This is a genomic window from Vibrio sp. R12-SW3-ISO1 (genome assembly GCF_059834005.1).
On the sequence record NZ_JCBDGK010000047.1, the window covers coordinates 69,554 to 93,210 of the forward strand.

At 49.3% G+C, this 23,657-nt stretch carries 20 protein-coding genes; 7 read left to right on the top strand and 13 right to left on the bottom strand.

Features of this window, described 5'->3' with window-relative positions; genetic code table 11:
* Window positions 1–7: 7 nt before the first annotated feature.
* On the top strand, window positions 8–463 hold the full coding sequence (locus AC6R0R_RS14590; RefSeq protein ID WP_500627196.1) for a methylglyoxal synthase: 456 nt from the start codon (window positions 8–10) through the stop codon (window positions 461–463).
* A gap of 64 nt (window positions 464–527) precedes the next feature.
* Here the strand turns inward: AC6R0R_RS14590 and AC6R0R_RS14595 are convergent, their stop codons facing one another.
* Window positions 528–1,169 (bottom strand): HAD-IA family hydrolase, encoded by a 642-nt coding sequence (locus AC6R0R_RS14595; protein WP_500627197.1) that lies wholly within the window; start codon window positions 1,167–1,169, stop codon window positions 528–530.
* 169 nt (window positions 1,170–1,338) lie between these two features.
* Entirely contained in the window at window positions 1,339–1,866 is a 528-nt protein-coding gene (locus AC6R0R_RS14600) for a GNAT family N-acetyltransferase (RefSeq protein WP_500627198.1), read from the bottom strand.
* A 152-nt stretch (window positions 1,867–2,018) separates the two neighbouring features.
* On the opposite strand from AC6R0R_RS14600, the gene AC6R0R_RS14605 reads away from it, so the two are divergent.
* Complete coding sequence (locus tag AC6R0R_RS14605) at window positions 2,019–2,492, top strand: CreA family protein (RefSeq protein WP_500627199.1); 474 nt, start codon at window positions 2,019–2,021, stop codon at window positions 2,490–2,492.
* Between the two features lie 245 nt (window positions 2,493–2,737).
* Complete coding sequence (locus AC6R0R_RS14610; RefSeq protein WP_500627200.1) at window positions 2,738–4,042, top strand: inosine/guanosine kinase; 1,305 nt, start codon at window positions 2,738–2,740, stop codon at window positions 4,040–4,042.
* 131 nt (window positions 4,043–4,173) lie between these two features.
* On the opposite strand, the gene AC6R0R_RS14615 is transcribed toward AC6R0R_RS14610, so the two are convergent.
* Entirely contained in the window at window positions 4,174–4,788 is a 615-nt protein-coding gene (locus tag AC6R0R_RS14615; RefSeq protein ID WP_500627201.1) for a beta-phosphoglucomutase family hydrolase, read from the bottom strand.
* Window positions 4,789–4,939: 151 nt separating this feature from the next.
* Here AC6R0R_RS14615 and AC6R0R_RS14620 point away from each other — a divergent pair, with 151 nt between their 5' ends.
* Window positions 4,940–6,700 carry a methyl-accepting chemotaxis protein gene (locus tag AC6R0R_RS14620; RefSeq protein WP_500627202.1) on the top strand — a complete coding sequence of 587 codons (1,761 nt, stop codon included), beginning with the start codon at window positions 4,940–4,942 and terminating at the stop codon, window positions 6,698–6,700.
* A 66-nt stretch (window positions 6,701–6,766) separates the two neighbouring features.
* On the opposite strand, the gene AC6R0R_RS14625 is transcribed toward AC6R0R_RS14620, so the two are convergent.
* Both AC6R0R_RS14625 and AC6R0R_RS14630 read right to left on the bottom strand, forming a co-directional pair.
* Window positions 6,767–7,804, bottom strand: a complete 1,038-nt coding sequence (locus AC6R0R_RS14625) for a tetratricopeptide repeat protein (protein ID WP_500627203.1) — start codon at window positions 7,802–7,804, stop codon at window positions 6,767–6,769.
* A 4-nt stretch (window positions 7,805–7,808) separates the two neighbouring features.
* On the bottom strand, window positions 7,809–9,128 hold the full coding sequence (locus AC6R0R_RS14630; protein ID WP_500627204.1) for an anaerobic sulfatase maturase: 1,320 nt from the start codon (window positions 9,126–9,128) through the stop codon (window positions 7,809–7,811).
* A 131-nt stretch (window positions 9,129–9,259) separates the two neighbouring features.
* On the opposite strand from AC6R0R_RS14630, the gene AC6R0R_RS14635 reads away from it, so the two are divergent.
* Together AC6R0R_RS14635 and AC6R0R_RS14640 are read left to right on the top strand one after the other, a co-directional pair.
* Complete coding sequence (locus AC6R0R_RS14635) at window positions 9,260–10,033, top strand: formylglycine-generating enzyme family protein (protein WP_500627205.1); 774 nt, start codon at window positions 9,260–9,262, stop codon at window positions 10,031–10,033.
* Window positions 10,034–10,054: 21 nt separating this feature from the next.
* Window positions 10,055–11,743 (top strand): alkaline phosphatase family protein, encoded by a 1,689-nt coding sequence (locus AC6R0R_RS14640; RefSeq protein WP_500627206.1) that lies wholly within the window; start codon window positions 10,055–10,057, stop codon window positions 11,741–11,743.
* 62 nt (window positions 11,744–11,805) lie between these two features.
* Here the strand turns inward: AC6R0R_RS14640 and AC6R0R_RS14645 are convergent, their stop codons facing one another.
* The 8 genes from AC6R0R_RS14645 to AC6R0R_RS14680 all read right to left on the bottom strand — a co-directional run bounded on the left by AC6R0R_RS14645 (window position 11,806) and on the right by AC6R0R_RS14680 (window position 21,717).
* Complete coding sequence (locus AC6R0R_RS14645) at window positions 11,806–12,708, bottom strand: LysR family transcriptional regulator (protein ID WP_500627207.1); 903 nt, start codon at window positions 12,706–12,708, stop codon at window positions 11,806–11,808.
* Between the two features lie 119 nt (window positions 12,709–12,827).
* A complete protein-coding gene (locus AC6R0R_RS14650) occupies window positions 12,828–14,123 on the bottom strand; it encodes a BatD family protein (RefSeq protein WP_500627208.1) in 1,296 nt (431 codons plus the stop codon).
* Window positions 14,120–15,829, bottom strand: coding sequence for a VWA domain-containing protein (locus AC6R0R_RS14655; RefSeq protein ID WP_500627209.1), 1,710 nt, complete (start codon window positions 15,827–15,829; stop codon window positions 14,120–14,122). The genes AC6R0R_RS14650 and AC6R0R_RS14655 overlap by 4 nt, the downstream gene beginning before the upstream one ends.
* Window positions 15,819–16,892 (bottom strand): vWA domain-containing protein, encoded by a 1,074-nt coding sequence (locus tag AC6R0R_RS14660; protein ID WP_500627210.1) that lies wholly within the window; start codon window positions 16,890–16,892, stop codon window positions 15,819–15,821. Before AC6R0R_RS14660 ends, AC6R0R_RS14655 begins: the two co-directional genes overlap by 11 nt.
* On the bottom strand, window positions 16,889–17,377 hold the full coding sequence (locus AC6R0R_RS14665; protein ID WP_500627211.1) for a DUF4381 domain-containing protein: 489 nt from the start codon (window positions 17,375–17,377) through the stop codon (window positions 16,889–16,891). Before AC6R0R_RS14665 ends, AC6R0R_RS14660 begins: the two co-directional genes overlap by 4 nt.
* Window positions 17,374–18,339, bottom strand: a complete 966-nt coding sequence (locus tag AC6R0R_RS14670; RefSeq protein ID WP_500627212.1) for a DUF58 domain-containing protein — start codon at window positions 18,337–18,339, stop codon at window positions 17,374–17,376. Before AC6R0R_RS14670 ends, AC6R0R_RS14665 begins: the two co-directional genes overlap by 4 nt.
* Window positions 18,340–18,352: 13 nt before the next feature.
* Window positions 18,353–19,333 (bottom strand): AAA family ATPase, encoded by a 981-nt coding sequence (locus AC6R0R_RS14675; RefSeq protein WP_500627213.1) that lies wholly within the window; start codon window positions 19,331–19,333, stop codon window positions 18,353–18,355.
* 128 nt (window positions 19,334–19,461) lie between these two features.
* Window positions 19,462–21,717, bottom strand: a complete 2,256-nt coding sequence (locus AC6R0R_RS14680) for a multiheme c-type cytochrome (protein WP_500627214.1) — start codon at window positions 21,715–21,717, stop codon at window positions 19,462–19,464.
* Between the two features lie 352 nt (window positions 21,718–22,069).
* Here AC6R0R_RS14680 and AC6R0R_RS14685 point away from each other — a divergent pair, with 352 nt between their 5' ends.
* Window positions 22,070–23,626 (top strand): arylsulfatase, encoded by a 1,557-nt coding sequence (locus tag AC6R0R_RS14685; RefSeq protein WP_487901459.1) that lies wholly within the window; start codon window positions 22,070–22,072, stop codon window positions 23,624–23,626.
* Window positions 23,627–23,657 lie beyond the last annotated feature (31 nt).

Genomic DNA, 23,657 nt, shown 5'->3' on the forward strand with positions numbered 1-23,657 from the left:
AACATTCATGGAAAAAACAACACGTACCCTACCTGCACACAAACACATTGCGCTGGTCGCGCATGACAACTGCAAGCCAGAGTTGCTGCGCTGGGTAACGGAAAACAAAGAAAAATTACAGGGTCACTTTCTTTATGCCACTGGCACAACTGGCACCATGCTAAGTAAACAGACCGGCCTTGCCATTAAGAGTATGATCAGTGGCCCGATGGGCGGGGACCAGCAGATCGGCGCCCTCATTTCGGAAGGGAAAATCGACATGTTGATTTTCTTCTGGGATCCACTCAACGCGGTTCCACATGACCCAGATGTCAAAGCGCTATTGCGTATTGCGAGCGTCTGGAACATTCCCGTGGCTACCAACCGCGCAACGGCCAAGTTCCTTTTTGAGTCGAGCTTACTTGAGAAAGAAGTGGATATTGAGATCCCTGACTACCAAGCGTATCTGGCCAAGCGCACCTAACGCCTTACGCTTATCAAGTATTCAGCCTGCCACAGTCGCAGGCTGTTTTTGTCTATCGATCGCTTCACATCAAGGTGGTCAGTTCGCGTAAATCGTGAATTTTGGGCAGGGCGTGCTCATGCACTCGATTGTTGACGCCCAGATAGTGAACAGTTTTAATCCCCGCTCGAATCCCTGCCTCTAACCCTTTGACTGTGTCATCCACATAGACACAATTTTCTAAGCGAAATCCCATGGTCATGGCAGTATATAAAATCAGATCCGGTTCAGGTTTCCAACTGTTGGTATCGAACGCAGAGAAAATCTTATTCTCGAAATGAGGGTAAAGTCCTGTCAGCTCAAGCGATCGGCGGATTTTACTTTTTGGGCCATTTGAGGCCACACAGTACTCAATCCCTTTCGCTTCGAGCTGCTTCAAAAGCTCGGTGGCACCGGCCGAGGGCTTTAAATGACGTTCAAACAAGTCATCTAGCCGCTCACGGTAAAAAGGTTCTAGTTGATCAATTGAAATTCGACAGCCAAGGCGCTCATTCGTTGCAGCTAAAATGTCAGCCAACTTCCCACCTTCAAAATGGGCCAAAGCATCTTGAGTAGAAAGCCCAGCACCAAAATGATGAAACGTCTCACTCAGCGCTTGGCAACATAGCTTCTCGCTGTCGATTAGCGTTCCATCACAATCAAATATCACGCATTGGGTTTCTGACATAGCCGCACACTCTGTTAATTCGTTAAACAAAATAGTAAACGAGCGGCCACGATTTGAAATGCGTCACTTAACACTTTAAGTGACAAAGGAAGGGTTTTACTGAGAACCCTCGCACGCGTCACGAATGGTGGGCAAAATAAATGATGAAGATAATGACTAGCTTGGGCGCTTAATGTGCGCTGTGTTCAACATATACAGCATCACATTGATGGAGTTCAAGTTTACTCACTATCGCTGCAATCAGATCAAAACACTTGTATTCCGGTTCCACCACGACATCTGAAACCAAAGCAGCACCTTGATGCGTGGTCACCAACGCTGCGCCAACGGGTTGATTACCTTTAAACGCAACGATCAATTGGCAAGGTGCTGAGTAGATGATCTGAGTGAAAAACTCAACAATCCACTCCCTGTCTTGTTGGCTTTGCCACTGTTTGGCCTGTTGCAAGGCAAACATCACGGTCATGCGATGAAAATCCGCCACAAACACATCTTGCTCACTGAATTCGTCGAGAGACAACTCACTGAGATCAAGCAAGTGTGTCTCTCGCTCTGAACCGCGTGCTTGATAAAGTTCGTGCCCTTTGAGGCTCTCTGGCGTTGGAAATTCTACGTCCACTTGGCTGGCAAGCCATTGGTTTTTCATCTCGGTGATGGCAGAGGCGGTATTGGGCATGGGCTGTCTTTTTGAGGTCATGAATCTTATCGTCATGAGCTTAACGATAAGATCATGATGCGACAAGTTTTTCATTGAACTATTGGCTGCTTGAGCATAAAACAGATAAGCTTGGTTCATAGTTAGCTCGACAATCACAAAGCTCAACCATAATTTAAGAAGGGATAGCGGCCATGCGGATAAAATTACTTGGCGTTGCCATGGCTTCACTGCTGCTCACCGCGTGTGATAGCAACGAAGTGGGTGACGTTTCACTCGGTCTATTTACATTGAAAGACATTAAGATCACCTCACTGCAAGATGAGGTAGTGACAGGCGTGACCTGCCACATCGCATCCATTGAAGCGAATCTTAGCCTCTCCGATCCAAGCGACAGTTCCATTTCATGCCGTCAAACCGGCGAAATCACCACGGATATGATTGCAAAAATCGATAAGAGCGCGTCGGGTGAAGTGGTGTTCAAAAAGTCAAAAAGCATCTTCTTCAAAACCATGAAAGTGCGCCGCATCTACGATGCCGACACGCAGTCCCTACTCTATCTTTCGTACACAACCAAAGAAACCGAAGGTAGCTTCAAACACAGTCTGTCGACCGTGCCACTGTGGGGTACCGATGCGTATGTGGAGTCCCCCGTCACTGCACAGTAATTGCGCTAATCACACGCAGACTAACCCGCCCCATATCCAAATCATGCTAGGGGTGGGTAGAATTAAAGCGAGCTGTTTTGGCTCGCCTTAACTCTTAAATCAATAGCCGATTTTAAGCCAATCTCGACTGTCTCCCTGTCCGACACGTTTCTTTGATCAAAATCTCATTGTTATGTAATTTTTATGAAATTTGAAAGACACTTCTATGTTAGACTGGCGAAAATTTTTTACTGTCCTTTTTGAGCATGAAATTTCCTGGCCAACGTAAATCTAAGCACTACTTTCCTACTGACAATCGCGATCCATTGATCAATCAGATGAAGCAAGCACCGAAGCTCTACCGCCCTATCGTGGTCGGTGTCGGTCAAACCATCGTTGATATTGAAGCGCGCGTCGATGACGATTTCCTCGCTAAATACGAGCTGAGCAAAGGACACTCACTCGTACTCGAAGAGGACAAAGCAGATGCGCTATATCAAGAGCTGGTGGAACGCGAGCTGATCACACACCAATACCCCGGTGATACCATTGGCAATACCCTACACAACTACTCCGTGCTTGCGGACAGCAAATCGGTGCTGCTGGGTGTGATGTCGAAGAACATTGAGGTTGGATCCTTCGCCTATCGCTATTTGTGTCGCACGTCCTCTCGTATGAATCTCAATCATTTGCAAATGGTCGAGGGATCGATTGGCCGCTGCTATACCTTGATCTCTGAAAATGGTGAACGTACGTTTGCTATCAATGAAGGTCACATGAATCAGCTGCGCCCGGAAAGTATTCCTGAAGAGGTGTTTGATAAAGCCTCAGCACTAGTGGTCTCTTCTTACCTAATGCGCGGTAAGCCAGAAGATCCGATGCCAAAAGCGGTCGCACGTGCAATCGAAATCGCCAAGCAAAAACAGGTTCCTGTTGTGCTGACCTTGGGTACCAAGTGGGTGATTGAAGGCAACGCGGCGTGGTGGCAAGAGTACATCAAAGAGAACATTTCAGTGATCGCGATGAACGAGGAAGAAGGCGAAGCGCTTACCGGTGAGAAAGATCCTCTGCTCGCGGCTGATAAAGCGCTAGAATGGGTCGACCTGGTGCTGTGTACTGCGGGGCCTATTGGCCTTTACATGGCGGGCTATACCGATGAGTCAGCAAAGCGTGATACGGAACTGCCGCTATTGCCGGGCAACATCGCCGAGTTTAATAAGTATGAATTTAGCCGCGCGATGCGCAAACAAGACTGTCAGTCACCTTTGAAAGTTTACTCACATATTGGCCCGTACCTTGGTGGTCCACTCGAGATCAAAAACACCAACGGCGCAGGCGATGCGGCATTATCAGCCTTGCTCCATGACATGGCAGCCAACAGCCACCACAAGATGAATGTGCCTAACTCGTCTAAACATGACTTGCCGTTTTTGACTTACTCATCATTATCACAGATCTGTAAGTACGCGAACCGAGTAAGCTACGAGGTGCTCACGCAACACTCGCCGAGATTAGGTCGAGCGTTACCAGAGCGCGAAGACAGTCTGGAAGAAGCCTACTGGGATCGATAATGTCGCGCTAAGTACGACTTAAAGTTGCGATAAACCTGCTTTAAATACGTAATAAACGCGCAAGAGCTTCTTTAAATACGTAATAAACGCGAAATACTTATGAACGCGGTAGTGACAAGCTATCGCGTTTTTTATTGATCGCCTTTAACCGGCGCAGGGTAAAAGACCAAGGCGTCCCCTTCCACCATGACACAATCCATTCCGCCTGCGTGCGCGGCTTGACGGCCGAGATGCGTATCTTCAAACACCACACACTGAGACGGCGCTAACTTGAGCTGCTCCGCTGCCAGTAAAAACGTATCCGGGTTCGGTTTGTGATGCTCAACATCACTGGCAGTGACAATCGCATCGAGTTTCTCGATGAGGTTCGCTTTTTCCAGCAAGCGCATCGCACTCTGCCTTTGACTGCCTGTCCCTACCGCCAGTGGCTTTTTACCGTAGAAGTGGTCGAGAATCGCCATCGTGGCTTGTATCGGCTCTCCATGATCATCAAGGCTGCTAAATGTCGCCATCTTAAATTGCGCCACTTCGTTGGGATCTAACGTCAAGCCGTACTTGCTGTTCACTTCAGCGACGATTTTAAAACTCGGCATGCCACCTAAGCCGTGCAGCCATTCGCGCGTAAAGGGAAACTGGAAATGTTCGGCCGTCTTTTCCCACGCCAACAAGTGTGCGGGCATGGTATCAATCAGGGTGCCATCCATGTCAAAAATGAGACCTTGATACGAATGTAATAATTCCTTCATATAAAATTCACAAAGCTAAATGGGTTAAGAAACTAGTTTTTTAGTAGTAGTCATGAATGTAATTGACAAACATTTCACTAGTGAACTAGCTTGAGAGTATGCACATTACTATAACAACAATAATGAGTTACACCTTTTTTAGGACGCAATTATGAACATAAAGAGTAAGCTCTATTCTCTAGGGGCAGTCGCCATTGTCGGTATCGGCGTGTTGTTGCTCTCCACCACCCAATTTGCCAAAGTGACCAACGAACTCAATCAAGCGAATCTACTCGTCGCTCAGCTTGAAGTCCGCTTGCTCAATTTGCGTCGTAACGAGAAAGATTTCCTGCTCAGAAAAGACGCCAAGTACCTCACTTCGTTCAATGACAATATTGATAAGTTTTTAGCCAAAGAGGCAACGCTATCGACTCTCTTAAAGGCTCATGAACTGCCATCTTCTAAACAATTACGCACAGACATCCTCGCCTATCAAAAAGGGTTTTCTAGCTTGGTGTCCGCCTTTCAGGCCTATGGTCTCAATGATGAAGACCAACTGCTTGGTCGCTACAACCAAGCGTTAGACGCCATTCGCCCATCACTCGACAGTGACCAGTTGGTTCAGCTCGCCGATTTTAATGAGAAAGTGCGAGAAGGTGAATTCGACTCTTCCTTGCTACCGCCGAATGCCTCATCACTGCTCAATGCGGCGCAAGCGCTGGTCGTTCAACACAAAAAGGTCGGCCTAATATACAATGAGGGGCTACTGGGGCAGACACGCGGCCTGTCTCACACGGTCGAGGAGCAATTTAAAAGCTTCTCTTCAGCGCTCAGTGAAAACTCGGCGCAAGCCCAATCTCGCTTAGCGACCCTCAAGTTAAGTGTTACCGTGATCGTCTCTTTGGTGATCATTGGCTTCATCTGGCAAATCGCTCGCTCGATCAACACCCAAGTGTCCACCTTGCTCTCTCTGATTCAAGAGATCTCACGGACTAATAATGTCGCACTGCGTGCCAACCTCAAAGGTAAAGATGAGTTGGTCGCCATCAGTCAATATTTCAACCGACTCCTTGATAAACTTGAAGGGCTGATTTCAGGAACACAAGAGAAATCGGCGCATCTGTCGTCCACAACTGGCAACATGCACCAAGAGCTGGAAAATGTCATTGTTCAGTTTAATGTCCAAGCGGATCACACCTCCACAATGGCCACATCGGTTCAAGAGATGGTGTCGACCATCAATGAGATTTCCGAAAGTACCTCAGTGGCGGTAGAAGGTGTTCATCAAGCGTCAATCAATGCGCACAAAGGTCGTGAGGTGGTGGAATCCACGGTGCGTAATATTGATCAGCTGTCGAGCATTCTAGGCGAGAGCCAGACCTCTATCCAATCGCTCAACCATCACGTCGACAAGATTGGTGATGCGGTCAACATCATTCAAGGTATTGCTGAACAGACCAACCTACTTGCGCTCAACGCGGCGATAGAGGCTGCACGTGCCGGTGAGCAAGGACGCGGATTTGCCGTGGTGGCCGATGAAGTCCGCGCATTGGCAAGCCGAACGCATCAATCGACCGAAGACATCACCAAAGTGGTGAGCGCGATTCAGTCACAAATGTCCGAAGTGGTCACCAATATCGATAAGTGTAACGAGCAAGGCGCTGAGACCTTGAAAGCATCGGAAACATTGGATGCAAGTTTGGAGCAAATCATCTCCGATATGGACAACATCCAAGCCAACTCTGAGCGCATCGCCTCGGCGATTGAAGAGCAAGGGATTGTGATGAATCAAGTCAGCGAATCCATTACCGAGCTCAATTCGATTTCCGAGGGTAATATGGAGTCGGCGAAACTCTGTTTGCTCGAAGTCGATAATGTTTCGGCTCAAGCGATTGAGATGGACAAAGCGGTGGCGGAGTTTAAAACCAAGTAACGTACCTATTAGAGCTATGAGGAAAAAAGGCGCGCTCAACGATTGGGCGCGCCTTTTTATTTCGCTCTATTGAGTGACGTTGGCATTTTGCTTACTTCTGAGTTCATCAATGACATAGCTTGGGGCGACTTGACTTAACTCATCCATACATGGCTCGGATTTATCATGATCGTAGCGGATATAAATATCACACAGAGCATACAACTGTTCTGGAGCACCTGATATAAGGTAAGCAGTCTCAAAAGACTGAGTCGATTTTTCAATATCCAACGCCTCTTGCAACACACCGTTTAAATACCAGTAGTAACTATTATCTTTCGCAAGGTTTGCGGCGATGTCCATGTCTTTCGCTGCCTGCTTTCTCTCATCTGTGCGAACCAAGGCTAACGACTTCGAATAGTACAACGCGGCGGCTTCGGGATTCAGTTCCAGTGCCTGATCCAAGATCGCGATAGCCTTATCATTCAGTTGCTGTGCACGATAGTTGTCTGCATAAGCGAGCCAAAGCTCTGTCGAGTATTGATCATTCTCTAACAAATTCACATAGATAGGCTCAGCGAGAGTCCATCGCTCTGTCCAACGGTACACGTTTGCCAGCAACAATAAAGACTCTGGATCATTTTGTTCAGCGAGACTTGTCTCAAGCTCTTTGAGCGATTCAGACAGTTGCTCTCTCTGCGATTGACTTAACGCATTGAAGTCTTGAACCAGGTTCGCACTCGCTCGTACGCGAACTATCTGCTCGGCATCGGTAAGCAAAGGAGAAACCATGCGCCAGCGATGCTCAATCGGGTATACCTGAGAGCCGACAATCGCACCATGACGAATCACAGCGCTCTCATCTTTTAAGCCACGAGCAACGGCAACGAGTGCGTTCTCACTCGGGTAACTCGCAAGCGCCATCAATGCCATTGCTCTTTCTTCATCGTCCAAACGCGTGTCTTGAGCATTGTAGGCCAATTGAACCGGATTGATAGCTTGGGTTTCCACCTGTGGCATGAGTGGGCTCGGTGCCACTGCATTCGTTTGATTAGGCGCAGCAACCACAGTGGAAACGCTCAGCGCTGCAACAAGCAATGCGATAGTTGAAAATGGACGAGTCATAATATTACCCCTTATTCAATTCATTGCGTTGTTGCATCATTTCGCGAACAACGGAGTCACTATACTTACCATGAGCGACAGGATGACGTGTTGCACGCAAGATGTACGCGATACTGCGATCGACATGTGAGAAGAACTTTTTCCAACCTGCACACAAATAATTCAAGCCAGGTTCACCTTGTGCGGTTCGAATAAAGCGATTTTTGGGACATTCACCGTAGCAAGCAAACTGGTAATCACATTGCTGGCACTGTGTCGTCAACGTACGCGATTTAGCGAAACCAAATTTTTGTTGTTCGGCGCTGTAAGCAACATCATCGAGTTTTTGATGATGTATATTACCAATTTTATACTCTGGATAGACATAATGGTCGCAGGTGTAAAGATCGCCGTTAGGCTCCATTGCGAGGCCTTTGCCACACAACTCACCCAGTGTACACAGTGGGTTCTTACGCCCCATCCAAGTTTCGATACTCGCTTCAAAATATTGGACGAACACTTTACCAATGTCGTGCTTGACCCACTCATCGAATACTGCAATCAAAAAGTTACCCCATGCCATATCCGACACACACCAAGGCTCCATCACCGAATCTTTGTGGCCCGGAATCAGGCGTTTATCACCCTGCTTAGGTTGATCTTCAGCGGGCCAAGTTTGCGGCGCCGTAGTGCGGAACGTCTTTTGTTCCACAATTGGAATGAATTGGATTTGCGGTGAACGCACTTCATCACGTAGGAAGCGGTAGACCTCAAGCGGGTTTTGGCTGGTGAGATTATTCACGCAGGTCAAGGTGGCAAAATTCACCTTGTGTTTGTGCAGCAGGTCAACCGCCGCCATTACTTGCTTAAACGTACCACGCCCCGCTCGGTTGGTGCGGTACGCATTGTGTAGCATCTCTGGGCCATCAATACTTAGGCCAATCAGGAAGTTGTTTTTGGCAAGGAACGCACACCACTCGTCGTTTAACAAGGTACCGTTGGTTTGCAAATCGTTAGAAATCACAATGCCATCTGGCTTGTATTTATTCTGTAGCTCAACGATTTTTTCAAAGTATTCGAGTCCGAGCATCGTCGGCTCACCACCTTGCCAAGAAAAGATGATTTCAGGGGTATTTTGCCCTTCAATGTACGTCTTGATGTAGTGCTCTAGCGTCTCATCAGACATTCGCGGCGAGCAGCCTTTTTTATACTCAAGCAAGTCCTGTTTGCTGAGGTAGTAACAGTATTGGCAATCAATATTGCAAGCTGCACCGATGGGTTTCGCCATCACATGCATGCGCTTAGACGCCTTACCTTGAAACTGAGGACCTTGAGTAATTTGCATACATCACCTTTCATCTTTTTGTGTACCGTTAGTGTACTGCGGCTATTCCGTGAGTTCATGTTATAGGGGTTATAACCAAAGCTTATGGTGTAAAGTGCTATTATCAACACACTCACATTACCAGAGAACAGATGATGAAAACGAGTCTATCCCTTCTTTCTATACCTCTATTTGTGTTTACTCTTGCCGGTTGTGCGAGTAAACCTGCACATCCACTCGCTGAAAAAATAAATCAAGATATGGTCTGGGTTGAAGGCGGTGAGTTTGTCATGGGGAGTGACTCAGAAACAACAACCAAAGCAGAGCGCCCCGCAAGAAGCGTGAAGGTCGATGGTTTTTACTTATCTAAATTTGAGGTAACTCAAGAGCTATTTGAGTCTGTGATGGGCTCATCATTAAGTTTTTTCAAAGACCCTCAGGTACCAGTAAACAACTTAAGTTGGCAGCAAGCCACGTACTTTGTGGAGCAGCTCAACGAAATGACGGGAGAGAACTATCGCTTACCGACCGAGGCTGAATGGGAGTTTGCCGCTCAAGGCGGTATCCACAGTCAAGGTTATACCTACTCCGGTTCTAATAATATTGATGATGTGGCTTGGTACGATGCAAACTCTAACAACCGTGCCCATCCAGTAGGTCTAAAGCAACCGAACGAGCTTGGCTTATACGATATGACAGGTAATGTCGGTGAATTTGTTATTGATGCCTTCGACGATACCTTTTATCGATTTGGTCCAACCGATAACCCTAACAACGCTCAACACAGTGACCTCGGTCTTGCACATAAATCCGTCCGTGGTGGCAGTTTCGCCTACAGCGCAAACGAGTCAGAAAACTTCCGCCGCGACTTCGCTAGTCAAACCATCATTATGTCGGACATGGGTTTGAGATTGGCGAAAGATTAACCCTACGATAAAAGGAATGGTATGAAAACAGTATGGCTTGGTGCCGCCAGTGCACTTTTGATTTCTGCACCGTTTACGGTATTGGCCGAAGAGGCTAAGCCAAAGTTGGTGTTACAAGTCACCGTTGATGGTTTACGTGGTGACCTCTTAGAGCGCTACAAACAGAACTTTGGTGAGGGTGGCTTCCGCTACCTAATGGATCAAGGTACACATTATACCAACGCCCATTACCAACATGGCAACACGGAGACGATTGTGGGGCACGTGTCACTCGCGACCGGTGCACCGCCTTCTGTTCATGGTATGGTAGGTAACGTTTGGTATGATCGACAATTAGAGCGACTGGTGTACAACGTCGAAGACGCGAACTACTCCATGCTCTCTGCTGGTGCTGGCGTCGATAAATCCACTGAAATAGATCCCACACAGAAAACTGCGCTGCAGGACGGTCGATCTCCCGCGCCTATCCTCGCGAGCTCTTTCAGTGATGAACTGACTGTAGCATCAAACGGGCAAGCAAAAGTTTTTTCTGTCTCGATTAAAGACCGTGGTGCGATTTCTTTAGCAGGTCACACCGGGAAAGCATTTTGGTTCTCTAAATCGCAGTCTGAGTTTGTCACCAGCGACTACTACTACGATCAATACCCAAACTGGGTGTCACGCTGGAACGAAAAACAGATCCCGAACCAGTATAGTGGTCAACGCTGGGAGCTCAGCCTAGAGCGCGATCAATACACACTGGATGAAATCAGCCAAGAGAACAAACTCGATTTGGCAGGATTCGCTCGCACCTTCCCTCACCCATACGGGCCGTCAAGCTTTAAATATTTTTCTACCATGCTAACAGTGAGTCCAGCAGGTGATGAAATTACGGGCGATTTTGCCCAGACGCTGCTGCGTCAAGAGCGCCTTGGTCAAAGTGGCTTTACCGATTATCTCGCAGTGAGTTTTTCTTCGAACGACTACGTAGTCCACCTGTACGGACCTGACAGCCTAGAAACCGAAGACAACTTGATTCGTTTAGATCGCACTCTGGCAAAACTATTTAAAACCGTCGATGACCACATTGGTCTGGAGAACACACTGATTGTCCTTTCAGCTGACCACGGTGTGCCTGAAGTGTCACCAAACGCTAGCCAACTCGGTTTTCGTCAAGCAAGCTACTTTGATGTTAACAACATCATCAATGACAACGTGTTAGCAAGATTAAAGAACGAGTTCGGTTTAGGTAAAGAAGCCGTACGCCTTTACGCGCAACCATACGTCTATCTTGATCACGACGTGATTGCGAAGAAGAAAATCGCACTGGCGGACGTACAAACCGCTATTGCTGAAGAAGTTCGCAAAGTGGAAGGCGTTGCTTATGCGGTCACATCAAGTGACGTAGCAGCGAACCGCCTACCCAATACGCGTGTCTTTGATATGGTGAAAAACAACTACCACCCAGATCGCTCTGGTGATGTGTACCTGGTGTTCGCACCGCGTACTTACATCAACGACATGGATGGCCTCACCATCGCATCAACCCACGGTTCACCTTGGCGTTACGACACTCACGTTCCGGTGATCTTTGCTGGCCATCAGGTACCTGCTCAAGTCGTCAACCGAGACGTAACACCTTACGACATCGCACCAACGCTATCTAACTACTTAGGCATCACCCTACCGAGCGGCGCCACTGGGCATGTGCTAACGGAAGTGAAGAAGTAACCGTTCAAGAACTCTAAGGAAAAGGGCTTGCATTGAAGCCCTTTTAAATTTGGCATAAAGCACTAATACCCTAACGCCTTCACCGCCTGTTTCAACTGCGTTCTTAACCATTCGTGTCCGCTTTCTTGAGTGCGGCTCGGGTGCCAGATCATACTGAGTTTCTGCTCAGCGTTACTAAAAGGTAATGGGATCGCCTTCAACTGATACTGCTCAGTAAAGCTTTTTAACGCGCGACACGGCCAGATACCAATGTACTCGCCGCCACTGATGACAGGCAGCATTTCAAAAGCGCCTGACGCGCGGTACGCCACCTTGCGCTTTGCTAACTCGGTAATGTGCTCGCCGAGCAAACTGGTGCGGCTTTGCCAGCGCGAGACCACAACGTGCTCCTCCTCCAAAAATCCTTCGAGCGAAATGGTATCGCCAATGCGCGGGTGATCCTTCGCACAAACCACGATCATCTCTTCACTGTAAAGTCGCTCATACTTGAGTTTCGTGCGGTCTCTAGGCTCAATATCAATAATCAAATCATAGCGTTGCAGACGCAAATCACTTTCGTAGTCTTCGGTAAAGAGAGGGTGAATCTCGAGTGCGATGTTTGGCGCATGCTGTCTGATCTGCTTAAGCAGCAAGGGCAACAACTGGTAACTCGGGACAGAAACAGAGGCAATCGAAAAGGTGCGATTGGTGACTTTCGGGTCAAATTCGCGCGACGCTGAGAGCGTCGAGGTGTAGTTTTTTAGCGCGGCCGACATCGCAGGATAGATATCAATGGCAAAACTGGTAGGCTCTACCCCACTGGTACTACGATGGAACAGGGGCTCGTCGTAAATATCTCGCAAGCGCGCCAACGCTTTGCTCACCGCAGGTTGGCTGATATCCAAGCGTGTGGCCGCACGAGATAAATTCTGTTCTTCGAAGATCGCAACAAAAATGGGGATAAGATTAAGTTCTGTGGTTTTCATATCGATACAGGCTGGGCAGGAAAGGCGTTATTGTAACGAAAATGCCGCTCGGTATCGAAATGAAAACACACAAAATGCTGTCTATATGGCGAAAATCACCCACAAAAAGCGTGTTTCCATCAAGAATCACGCTTGATCTTAGCAAGAACAGGAAGTGCTTTAGGTAAGGCGACGTGATTGAGTCTCGCGCTAAAACGTCCTGAGCCTTGACGGATAAGGCGCCATAGCGATTGATAGACATTGAGCGATTCGCTCCCCGCTTGCAAAGCGCGGCTTTGCATCTGCCACTCGTCGTCCTGTTTCGCGTCAGAAAGCGGCTGACTAGAAAGCAGTGTGCGTCGGCCCGTTCGTGCGCGGTGTTCGCGATAAATCAATGCTCTAGCAGCGCCCCACTCTTTTGCTTTCAGCGTGCGCCTAAACACGAGCCAAGTGGGCGTTGGGTGCGTGCGATAGTAACGCAGCGTTAGCTGAGCAAACACAGTAACGCTCAACAAGACAACAAGCAGCGCAATCAACCAAGGCGCGTAAACTTTAAGCCAAGAGCTCAGCGTATGTTTAATCACAAAGCTCTGCCCCTCAATCGTTATATGCTCAAGTTGCTTCGTCTCACTGTTCCACCACTGGAAATCAATATCGGGCAAAGTAAAGGTTCCACCTCTCTGCAAGACATACACCACCTCTTCTTTTCGCTCTGAACGATAGTTGCCTCGCTGCTGCGTATCGTCTAGGGCACTGGGTTGTGAGTAGGCTTGGTAAAAATCCGATCGCGACCCATCGAGAAGTTCAGGCAGCAAAACGGAGAGGCTATCATTGGCCGTGATACTTACCGTTCTCGTGATGCTATCCCCGACATGAAGCGTCTCATTGGAGCGTTGCCACTGTTGGGAAACCTCAACCTCACTGGCGCTAAACCAGCTCTTTTGCGTGTTTATCAGACCAGAAGGCAATATAACCTGAAAAGGTAACGGTGGTGTTTGCAGCGTCCCCGACAACGGCTTGCCATCTTCCGCCGAGACAGTGATAGCCAAAGCCAACGGTGGTACGACATAATCACCCGACGCTTGAGGATAGAGCGTGATCTCCCAACGTTGATGTGACCAGGTTTCGCCATTACGACGCTCCGTGTAGTTGGTGGCTCTCGGGTTACGCTGCATCGCAATCACATTTGCCAACTCCACGTTTTGAATGCGCGTCCCTGCCGTAAACCAACGCGGCGTACTGACATCAATCGTCATGACAATCTGTTCGTTGACTGTAAACTGTGGCGTTGCGCTTGGCGCTTGTTCGTCACCTAGCCAAGCGCGGATTTCGACTTGTGCGCTGCGCTGTTTACCGCCAAACGTCTGGGCATGCACGTTCGTCGACATTAAAGCGGCGAAACAGGCACACGTTAGCCAAACCATGATGGATTTCATTGAGACTCTCCCTGCGCCGATTGCTGCTGAAGATAAAATTTCGTGCGTAAGAAACGTTTGGGGTCCGCTTCCACCCGTTTTAGCCACTTATCCGCAAGCTCATCACTGCCTAAAATCTCGCGGGCGTTTAAGCTCTCTTTGTTGAGCAGCTCTTCAACGGTATTCTCTTCGGCGCCATCGGCGGTTTGAGGATTATCAGACAACTCATACGAGTCTTCCAACCCATCCGACACACTGGTCTGGCTCTCACTTAAGCGGTTGATCTCTTCAACGATCCCAGCCAACACATTGCGGTTATTGAGCACGTCTTTTCTTAGCGCTTCGGGCAGATTCTTGTCATCAAGCAAACTATTGAGCAAGTTGCGCGCGGCTAAATATTCCCGTTGACGCGCCAAGGCACTGGCGGCGTTATACAAACCGAGATAGTGCGATTCATCACGCTGATCATTTTGCATCGAAAGAAACGCCGTGTGGGCGAGCTTGTACTCAGCGGCGTAGTAATAGGCGACGCCTTTATGCAACGGGCTTTGATAATGTTTGGCTGCACGTAAATAGTCGCCGCGGTTAAACCAGCGCTGACCTTGCTGATCTGGGGTTAACCAGAGATCCCACCAACACTGCGCCGCCTCATCAAGCATCGTCGGTACTTCAACGTTTACGGGTGATTTGGCATGTGTCGAAACAGTTTGTGCTAGCACTGGCGATGGCAAGCCTACCGAGCCAAGCAATGTTAGGGCCAAACACCACTGGACCAGCCAGCCTTTTCTAAACCACAACAACATCAACAACATCACGGGAATCAATAGCCAATACCCCATATCTTGCCAAGGCATCGCCGAATCGCCGTTCATTTGCATATTACGCTCAACGTAACGGTTGATCCGCTCGACATCGCTATCATCAATGCTCATTTCAACCACTCTTCCGCCGACAGCATCCGCCAACTGATTGAGTGACTGAAGGTCGAGGGAGGATTTTGCCTGACTGGTGCTCGCCACTTGCTCATTGCCCGCCGCCAGAATGACAAGCTGATAAGGACGCTCAGCAAAAAAGCGTTGATAGGCATCAATGGCACTCGGCGTGACGCCATCACTGACCAGTAGCACTGTTGAGCCCGGTTGCTGATTGAGCTGATCGTCGATAAGCGCCAACACGGTATCGGCGTTCTTGCCCGATTCGGGCATGATGCTTGGTTCGATCGCGGCTAAAAATGGCGCAAATACCGCGACATCTTGTGTCAAGGGCATAGCAGTGTGACCACTACCCGCAAACACGAGCAGTCCGGTGCTGCCACCACTTCGTAGGGCTAACAAGTCACGAATTTTATGTTTCGCACGTTCCAGTCGACTTGGCGCAACATCGGTTTCCAACATGGTACCACTGCTATCGAGTACCACCAGCATCGCTGCTCGATCTTCGCCAAACGGCGACGCCTCGCGCTGCCATGAAGGGCCTGCGCACACCACTATCGCCAAAGTGACGATCATCACCAACAGTTTGAGCGGTAGCTGCTTGCGCCACCCAGCATCACCAATGGTTAGCGCCTTTCTAAGGTGCGCCGGTAAGATCTCCTGCCAACTCGGTTGACTCTCTTCTCGCCAACGCAGCCAAAGCAGCAGCAACATCGGAACGAGTGCTAACAACCAAAAAGGACGAATAAAATGAAACTGGGTAAAAAACTGTACCCACAGCTGGCTATCGAACACCTTGACCTCCTGACTGTGAGCGGCGCGCCCGATGAATGCGCTTGCTTGTCGCCAGCGCAAACGCGAGTAAATAGATCACCACAACCACGGCGATGAGCTGATGATGAATGCTCTGTTTCGGCCGATAGGTCAGGCTTTCAAACAGTTCGGGTTCGATGTCTGAAATGATCTGATAGGCATCACTAAGCGCCGCCCTGTCAAGCGCTTCAAACGCACGTCCACCGGATTCACTGGCGATCCGTTCGATCACCTCCATATCCAGCGCAGTTTCACCCACCGTTTGCGGATCGCCCATCGCAATAACGTGGATACGAACCCCTTTCGCTTTGGCGACTTTTGCCGCGTCTATGGGTTCAACAAAGCTGCCAGTGTCGTTCCCGTCGGTGAGGACGATCGCCACTTTTTCGCGTGCGCGAGCCTCGTCGGCTGTTTGCGTGTTATTGTAACTTTGTTCAAACACTTTGATTGCCAAACCGATCGCATCGCCAAGGTGGGTGCTCTGCCCAGCCATCGCCACATCGGTCTGCGACAAGAGTTCAAGCCACACGTCATGGTCAACGGTAAACGGTGTTTGCACAAACGCTGCGTCACCAAACAGAATCAAGCCTAGTCGATCCCCTTGGCGCGATTGCGCGAACTCTTCCAGAACTTCTTTTGCGGCATCAAGACGGGAGACTTTTTGACCTGAGGCACTGGTAAAGTCGGTTTCAGCCATCGACCCGGATAAATCGACCACCACCATCACATCACGGCCGATACTTTCTCTCACTTGTGGTTCGCCCAATACTGTCGGTTTAGCGAGTGCCATCACCACCAACACCCATGAGAGCAGCAACGTCGCACGCTGCCACCAAGTCGGTTTAAGCTGGCTTGCCCCTTGACTTGGCGCCTCGCCCATCGATTCAACCAAAAGGGTAAAAAACGGCACTTTGGTCGCCATCTGCTTGGTGCGATAAGCCGGTGCCCACCAATAGATCAACAGTGGCAGCGGCAACACCACAAACCAAGCGGGATAAGAGAACTCAAAGCCACTCATGGATAAAAGACTTTGCCAACTATTCATCGTGCGCGCTCCTGATGACGACTCAGCCACTGTTTCGATTGCGCAATCAGCGCTTGTTTGTCGTGATCGCTAAGTGGCGCAGCGGGATTAACTAAATGATTCATCCAACGCTCAGCAAGCGAGGCGTCAAACGGCGAATCCAAGCAAATGGCATTGAGCTTATCCGTAAAGGGGGCGCCAAATAACGGACTGTTGCGGCTATCTAGATAGACCAGCACCACTTTGATGATGTGAAAGAGCTGCGTAGCAAACTGGGGATCGTTCAGTTCAAGCCTTTCAATGGCGTTCAGCGCTTCTTGGCGGTAGCGATTGCGCCACCAAAAGCGCGCATAGCGGTAGCCGCCATACAGCGCAGCGAGCAGGATAAATAGCGCGACGAGTTTCCAACCTAAGGTTTGTGGCCACCAGCTGATGCTCGCGGGCACGGCGACGTCGTGCAAATCACGCAAAATGTAGGTGCTTGGTGGCGTATGTGTCATACTCATCCTCGCCCTCCTACACGGCGCTGAAACTGCGCAATGTGTTCACCGTCGGTGGTCAATTCAATGTACGGCAAGGTTTTCGACACCATCAAACGACTGAGCGATTGACGTTGATTCTTCATCCTTTGCTCTAACTCTACATTGGCTTGAGAAAGCTTACTGCGACTATCGAGATTCAACTGGTATTCGCCATCGCCGACCACCCAATTCATTGTCGCCAATCGGGACGGGAGTGATTGCTCTAGGGGATCACTGACCATCACCGCCAGCACATCATTGTGTTGTTGGAGCTGCTTAAGACGATCAACATCATGATCTTGGCAATCGTGCCAATCACTGATCATGATAATAGTGGTCTGTTTTAAGCGCATACGTTGCAGTTGCTCCATCCAATCGGAAAAGCTCACGGACGCAGTGTCGGCACTGTCGACATTCAGCGCTTGGTTGGCCTTAACCAACTGTTTGAGCTGACCAAGCAGTTGATTTTGGCTGCGCTGAGATTTGCTGTGCACAATAGACTGGCTCGAGGCGAGCGAAAAACCGACCCGATCGCCATCTTTAAGGACGCGCCAAGCGCACAAGGCAGCCACTTCCGCGGCCACCACAGATTTCATCACCTGCACAGAAGAGAAATACATCGCACTGCGTTGGTCAACACAGATCATCACGTTGCGATCTTTCTCTTCGGTATAGCTTCGCACATGAGGCTTGCCGGTGCGCAGGGTCACTTTCCAATCTAAGTTGCGAATGTCATCACCTAACTGATAGTGGCGCAGCTCTTCAAAGTTGAGCCCACGCCCTCGAAACAGTGACGTATTGCGCCCCGCCAATACGCTGGCCGATTTTAAATGCGGCAGCAGCGTGAAGGATTGTGCTTGAGCTTGCAGGCGTACTAACGTGGCGTAGTCACTGTAGAGCCTTGAATCGAGCCCTTGTGATTTCGGTGCTAATGTCGGCTTAGCCATCACTGCCCCTTACTTATCCAATCGCTACACAATCAAGCAGTTCATTGACCACGCGTTGATGATCAACACCATCGGCCAACGCATCATAAGTCAAGGTAAAGCGGTGACCGAGCACCGCAGGTGCAACGCCGCGCACATCGTCTGGCGTGACGTGGTCACGTCCTGCGAGCCAAGCGCTTGCGCGCGCGCACTTATCAAGCGCAATTGACGCACGTGGGCTCGCGCCCACCTCGATCCACTGAGCGAGGTTTGATTCACCGTAGCGCTCGGGCTTACGCGTTGCCATCACCAGTGCTACTATATAGTTTTCGACCATCTCGCTGACAGTAATAGTGGGCAGTTGTTTGCGCGCGTCCAATACATGTTCGACTTCAATCGTGCGTAACTCTGGTTTGGTGCGATTTGCTGAGCCTAACTCCTCGCTGCGTACAAGGCGGATAATGTCTCGCTCCGCTTGATCTTCTGGATAGTCAACCGTCACTTTCATGATAAAGCGGTCCATTTGCGCTTCTGGCAAGGGGTAGGTCCCCTCTTGCTCGACGGGGTTTTGTGTCGCGAGCACCATAAACAGCTCAGGTAAGGTGTGGGTTTTATCGCCGACCGTGATCGTGCCCTCGGCCATTGCCTCAAGTAGCGCGGCCTGCACTTTTGCTGGCGCGCGGTTCACTTCATCAGCCAAAACAATCGAATTGAAAATCGGACCCGGTTGGAAGTGGAGTTGGTGATGGCCATCGATTTCTTGATACACCTCAGTGCCCGTCACATCGGAAGGCAACAAGTCTGGCGTAAATTGGATGCGGCCAAAGCGTGTATTAAGAAGGTTCGCCAGCGATTTGACCGAGCGTGTTTTCGCCGTACCCGGTAAGCCTTCTAACAAGATGTGACCATTGGTCAGTAAACCAATCACCAATGCTCGCACGACGTGGCTTTGCCCGATGACACTCTTCTCTGTTTGTTCAATCAGGGCGGCAATGGCCTGCTGTGCTTGATTCATATTGTGCTCCACTCTATTTAACCGCAATGTTGCTACTACTCGCTCGTCTCCAATGAGACCGTATGGCATCTGCCCTATCCTAGCGATTTACCCTATAACTATTGGTTATACCAGTCATACTTCGCCCTTTACTTAGGGGCTAATCCAAGCCGCGCGCGCAGTTGACCCACCACCTCTGGGGGGACCACTTGCGCCAATGTACCCAGACACGCCTTGAGGACTTCGTCTACCTCAGCGCTGTGTCGGTTGCGCGCTAAGACTTCACACTGGGCATAAAGATGTTGAGGGTTTCCGCCCACTTGATACGCTTGATTGAGCGCCTGACTGGCCGCCATCACATCGCTGCCCTCCAGAGCAAGACCATACACGTACCAGTATTGGGCATTGGTTTGCGCGCCTTTGGCTGCGATGGCCAGGTAATCATTGGCCTTTGCTCGATCGCCGCTGCGAAGCAAGGATAACCCTAGGCTGTAAGGGATGATCGAGGAGTTGGGCTGCGCAGTAAGACCACTCAGCAGCACCTCACGTGCTTTACTCTCGTCGCCTTGGGTGCGGTAAAGATCGGCTAAGTTGATGTAACTGTTCTCAAAATAGGGCTCAATTTGGATGGCTTGCTGATACAAACGTTCGGCCTGAACACTGTCGCCCATCTGACGGTGCACATTGCCAAGATTAACGCGACCAAAGCCGCGATCGGCGTTAAAGCGTTGAATCTCGATATACTCCTCAAGCGCCGGTTTCAATTGCGCTTTTTGTTCCGCACTCATCGACAAATAGCCACTGACTAACGCGGCGGCGGTTTCGGTTCGCACGGCAAGGACTGGATCACTAAGCAGCGGTGAGAGTATTTTCCACTGATCAACAAACTCGTACCCCGACGCCCCTTCAATGGCGCCAAGGCGAATCATCTCATTGTCGTGTTTGACTGCTCGGGCGAGCGAAATCAACGTATTTTGACTATGATTTCCCGCCATACGCTCTAGTGCAGAGGCGCGAATAATTGGCGCCAACGAGGCATCTTGCGCGCTGTAAACAAGTGCATCGGCGCTGCCTTGATGCCCAATCTCATCGGCGTAAAAAGCCACGGCAAAATGTTGCTGATTTCGATAAGGAGAGTCTGGGAACCACGCGCCGACTTGCTCGTCCGCCCACTGCGCACTTTGATCTGTGTGACAAGCAGTACACACATTGGGTGTACCAATATGTTTGGCGATATCCGCACGTGGCACATGCCAACTATGATCGCGCCGTGGATCGACCTGCATGTAGGTAGTCTCGGGCATATGGCACGTGGTGCATTTCGATGCCTCACTGTCTGGAGCATGGAAGGTGTGCTTTTCTGGCGTATAATCCGATGCTAAGTGACATTGTGCACACACGGCCTCTTCGGCCACTTTCAACTTAGCACTGTGTGGATCATGGCAATTGCTGCACGTTACACCTTTTCTCGCCATCTCCGATTGCAAGAACGAACCGTAAACATAATCTTCATCGTAAATTTGGCCATCATGGTGATAAAGCTCTGGCGTGATCAAGCTTAAGCGGTATTTGTCAAAAAATGAGCCATTCACATGATCGCCCGTCTCATTCAACTGGGTTCGGCGACTGTGGCACTGGGCACAAGTTTGCACTTGCGCTGTCGGTACGATTGCCTCTGGCCGCAAGGTCGAATGCCCTTCTTGATAGACCCAATTAGCGACCGATTGGCCTAAATCACGGTCAAAGCCAAGGTGGGCACTCTGCTTTGACCATTCACTGATCGGCTGATGTGCATACTGCTTTGCTTGCTCAACGTGTTCACTTCCCGGGCCGTGGCACGCTTCACAGCCGACATTGATCTCAGACCAAGTCGTGTTGTATTGATTGCTCTCGGCGTCATAATTTTTCTTGAGGTTAGTAGAGTGACAATCAGCGCACATAAAGTTCCAGTTTTGGCCACTATTGGTCCAATAGAATTCATCGGTGGGCGTCGTATCTGGGTAAAGATGAAACCAGCGCTGTCCACCATCTGATTTAGGTCTTGAATCCCATGCATAGGGAATCAGTTGTACTCGGCCATCATCAAAGGCAACCATGTACTGCTGCAGGGGGTCAAAACCGAAGGTATAAAGAATCTGATGATCTTGCATTTCACCGTTTGGTCCTTCCAAGGTGACCCAATATTCTTCGTCTTGTTTGTAGAACCGAGACTTTTTCCCATTGTGAGTCATGCTCGCATCTTGGAAATCACCGAGCACTGAATCGGATTTAGCATGGCGCATCGCCATATCATGGTGAGACCCCTGCCATGCAGTGTAAGGCTCTTGGTGACAATCAATACAAGCCTCAGAACCAACGTATTTGAACTCTGCGTTGGAGGGAAATGAGAGAACGCCAGTCATCATGAGCCCCAAATGGGTCAAACATTGTAAAAAACATCTCAGTTTGTTGCTTACTGATATCCCTATGGACATAGTTTCTCCAACCTCAAATAAATCTATTTAAATCATACGCGTTAAGGTTGTTCCACTTCACTTCATCACCTAAATAATTGAACCTGCTCTCACATCTCACGATTAACTTTACAGAACGAAAGGCCAATCAATCATTTAATGACGTCAAATCAACAACTTAAAAAATGCGCATAACCTTAGGTTATATTAACTATAAAGAGACTTTCACAAATTTGGCTACTATTGTATGGCGATAAGAGCAAAGTCTTTGTTCTACACAACTCACATAACTATTGGAGTCCTTATGGCTAACCATCTAAGCAAACTGGCTATGGGTGTCGCAGCAATCGCTACGTCTACCATGGCTGTCGCTGCGGATAAACCGAACATCCTAGCGATCTGGGGTGACGATGTTGGTATCTTCAACATCGGTGCATACAACAACGGCATGATGGGTTACGAAACCCCAAACATCGACCGTATCGCTAACGAAGGTGCACTGTTTACTGACCACTACGGTCAGCAATCTTGTACTGCAGGTCGTGCTGCCTTCTTGACAGGTCAAGAACCATTCCGTACTGGTCTTCTGACTATCGGTATGCCAGGTTCAGATCACGGTATTCCTGATTGGGCTCCAACCATTGCAGATCTTCTTAAAGAACAGGGCTACATGACTGCTCAGTTCGGTAAGAACCACATGGGTGACCAAGACAAACACCTTCCTACTGCGCACGGTTTTGACGAATTCTTCGGTAACCTTTACCACCTAAACGCAGAAGAAGAGCCAGAGACCTACTACTACCCGAAAGATCCTGAGTTCCGCGCAAAATACGCTCCACGTGGCGTTATTAAGTCAACGGCTGACGGTAAGATTGAAGATACCGGCCCAATGACGCGTAAGCGTATGGAAACGGCAGACGAAGAGTTCCTAGAAGCATCATTGAACTTCATGGAGCGTGCAGTGAAGGCGGACAAACCTTTCTTCATCTGGCACAACACCACACGTATGCACGTTTGGACTCGTCTACAAGAGAAATACCAAGGCGCATCAGGCATCTCTATCTACGCTGACGGTATGTTAGAGCACGATGATCACGTTGGTGTGCTACTAGATAAGCTCGATCAACTGGGTGTTGCTGACAACACGATCGTTATCTACTCAACCGACAACGGTGCGGAAACAGGCACATGGCCAGACGGCGGTGCAACTTTCTTCCACGGTGAAAAAGGCACCACTTGGGAAGGTGGTTTCCGTGTACCTCAATTGGTTCGTTGGCCTGGTGTGATCGAACCTGGTACTAAGATCAACGACATCATGTCTCACAAAGACTGGATCCCAACGCTACTTGCAGCGGCTGGCGATGACAAAGTCGTAGATAAACTAAAATCAGATAAGGGTGCGAAATACAACGGTAAAAACTGGCGTGTACACCTAGATGGCTACAACTTCCTACCTTACTTTGAAGGTAAAGAAGAGAAAGGTCCTCGTGAGTCTCTACTTTACTTCTCAGCTAACAGTGACTTAGATGCTGTTCGTTGGAATGACTTTAAAGTTCAGTTTGCGCATATGGAAGGTAACATCGCTGACGGCGTACGTTTCCAAACTAACTGGCCTTCAATTGTTCACCTACGTGCTGACCCATTTGAAAAAGCACCACACGAATCTGGTCTGTACCTACGTTGGATGGCAGATAACATGTGGTTGTTTGTTCCGGTACAACAGCAGATCGCACCATTCTTGGCAACAATCAACCAGTACCCGTTCCAAGCAAGCCAAGTGTTGAACCCAGGTAACTTCAACCAAAACGTTATGATGCTTCAAGGAAAACTGAAGCAGCTTGAAGCGGCGACAGCTAAGTAATTAGCCTTACTCGTTAAGTTCATTCAAAGCA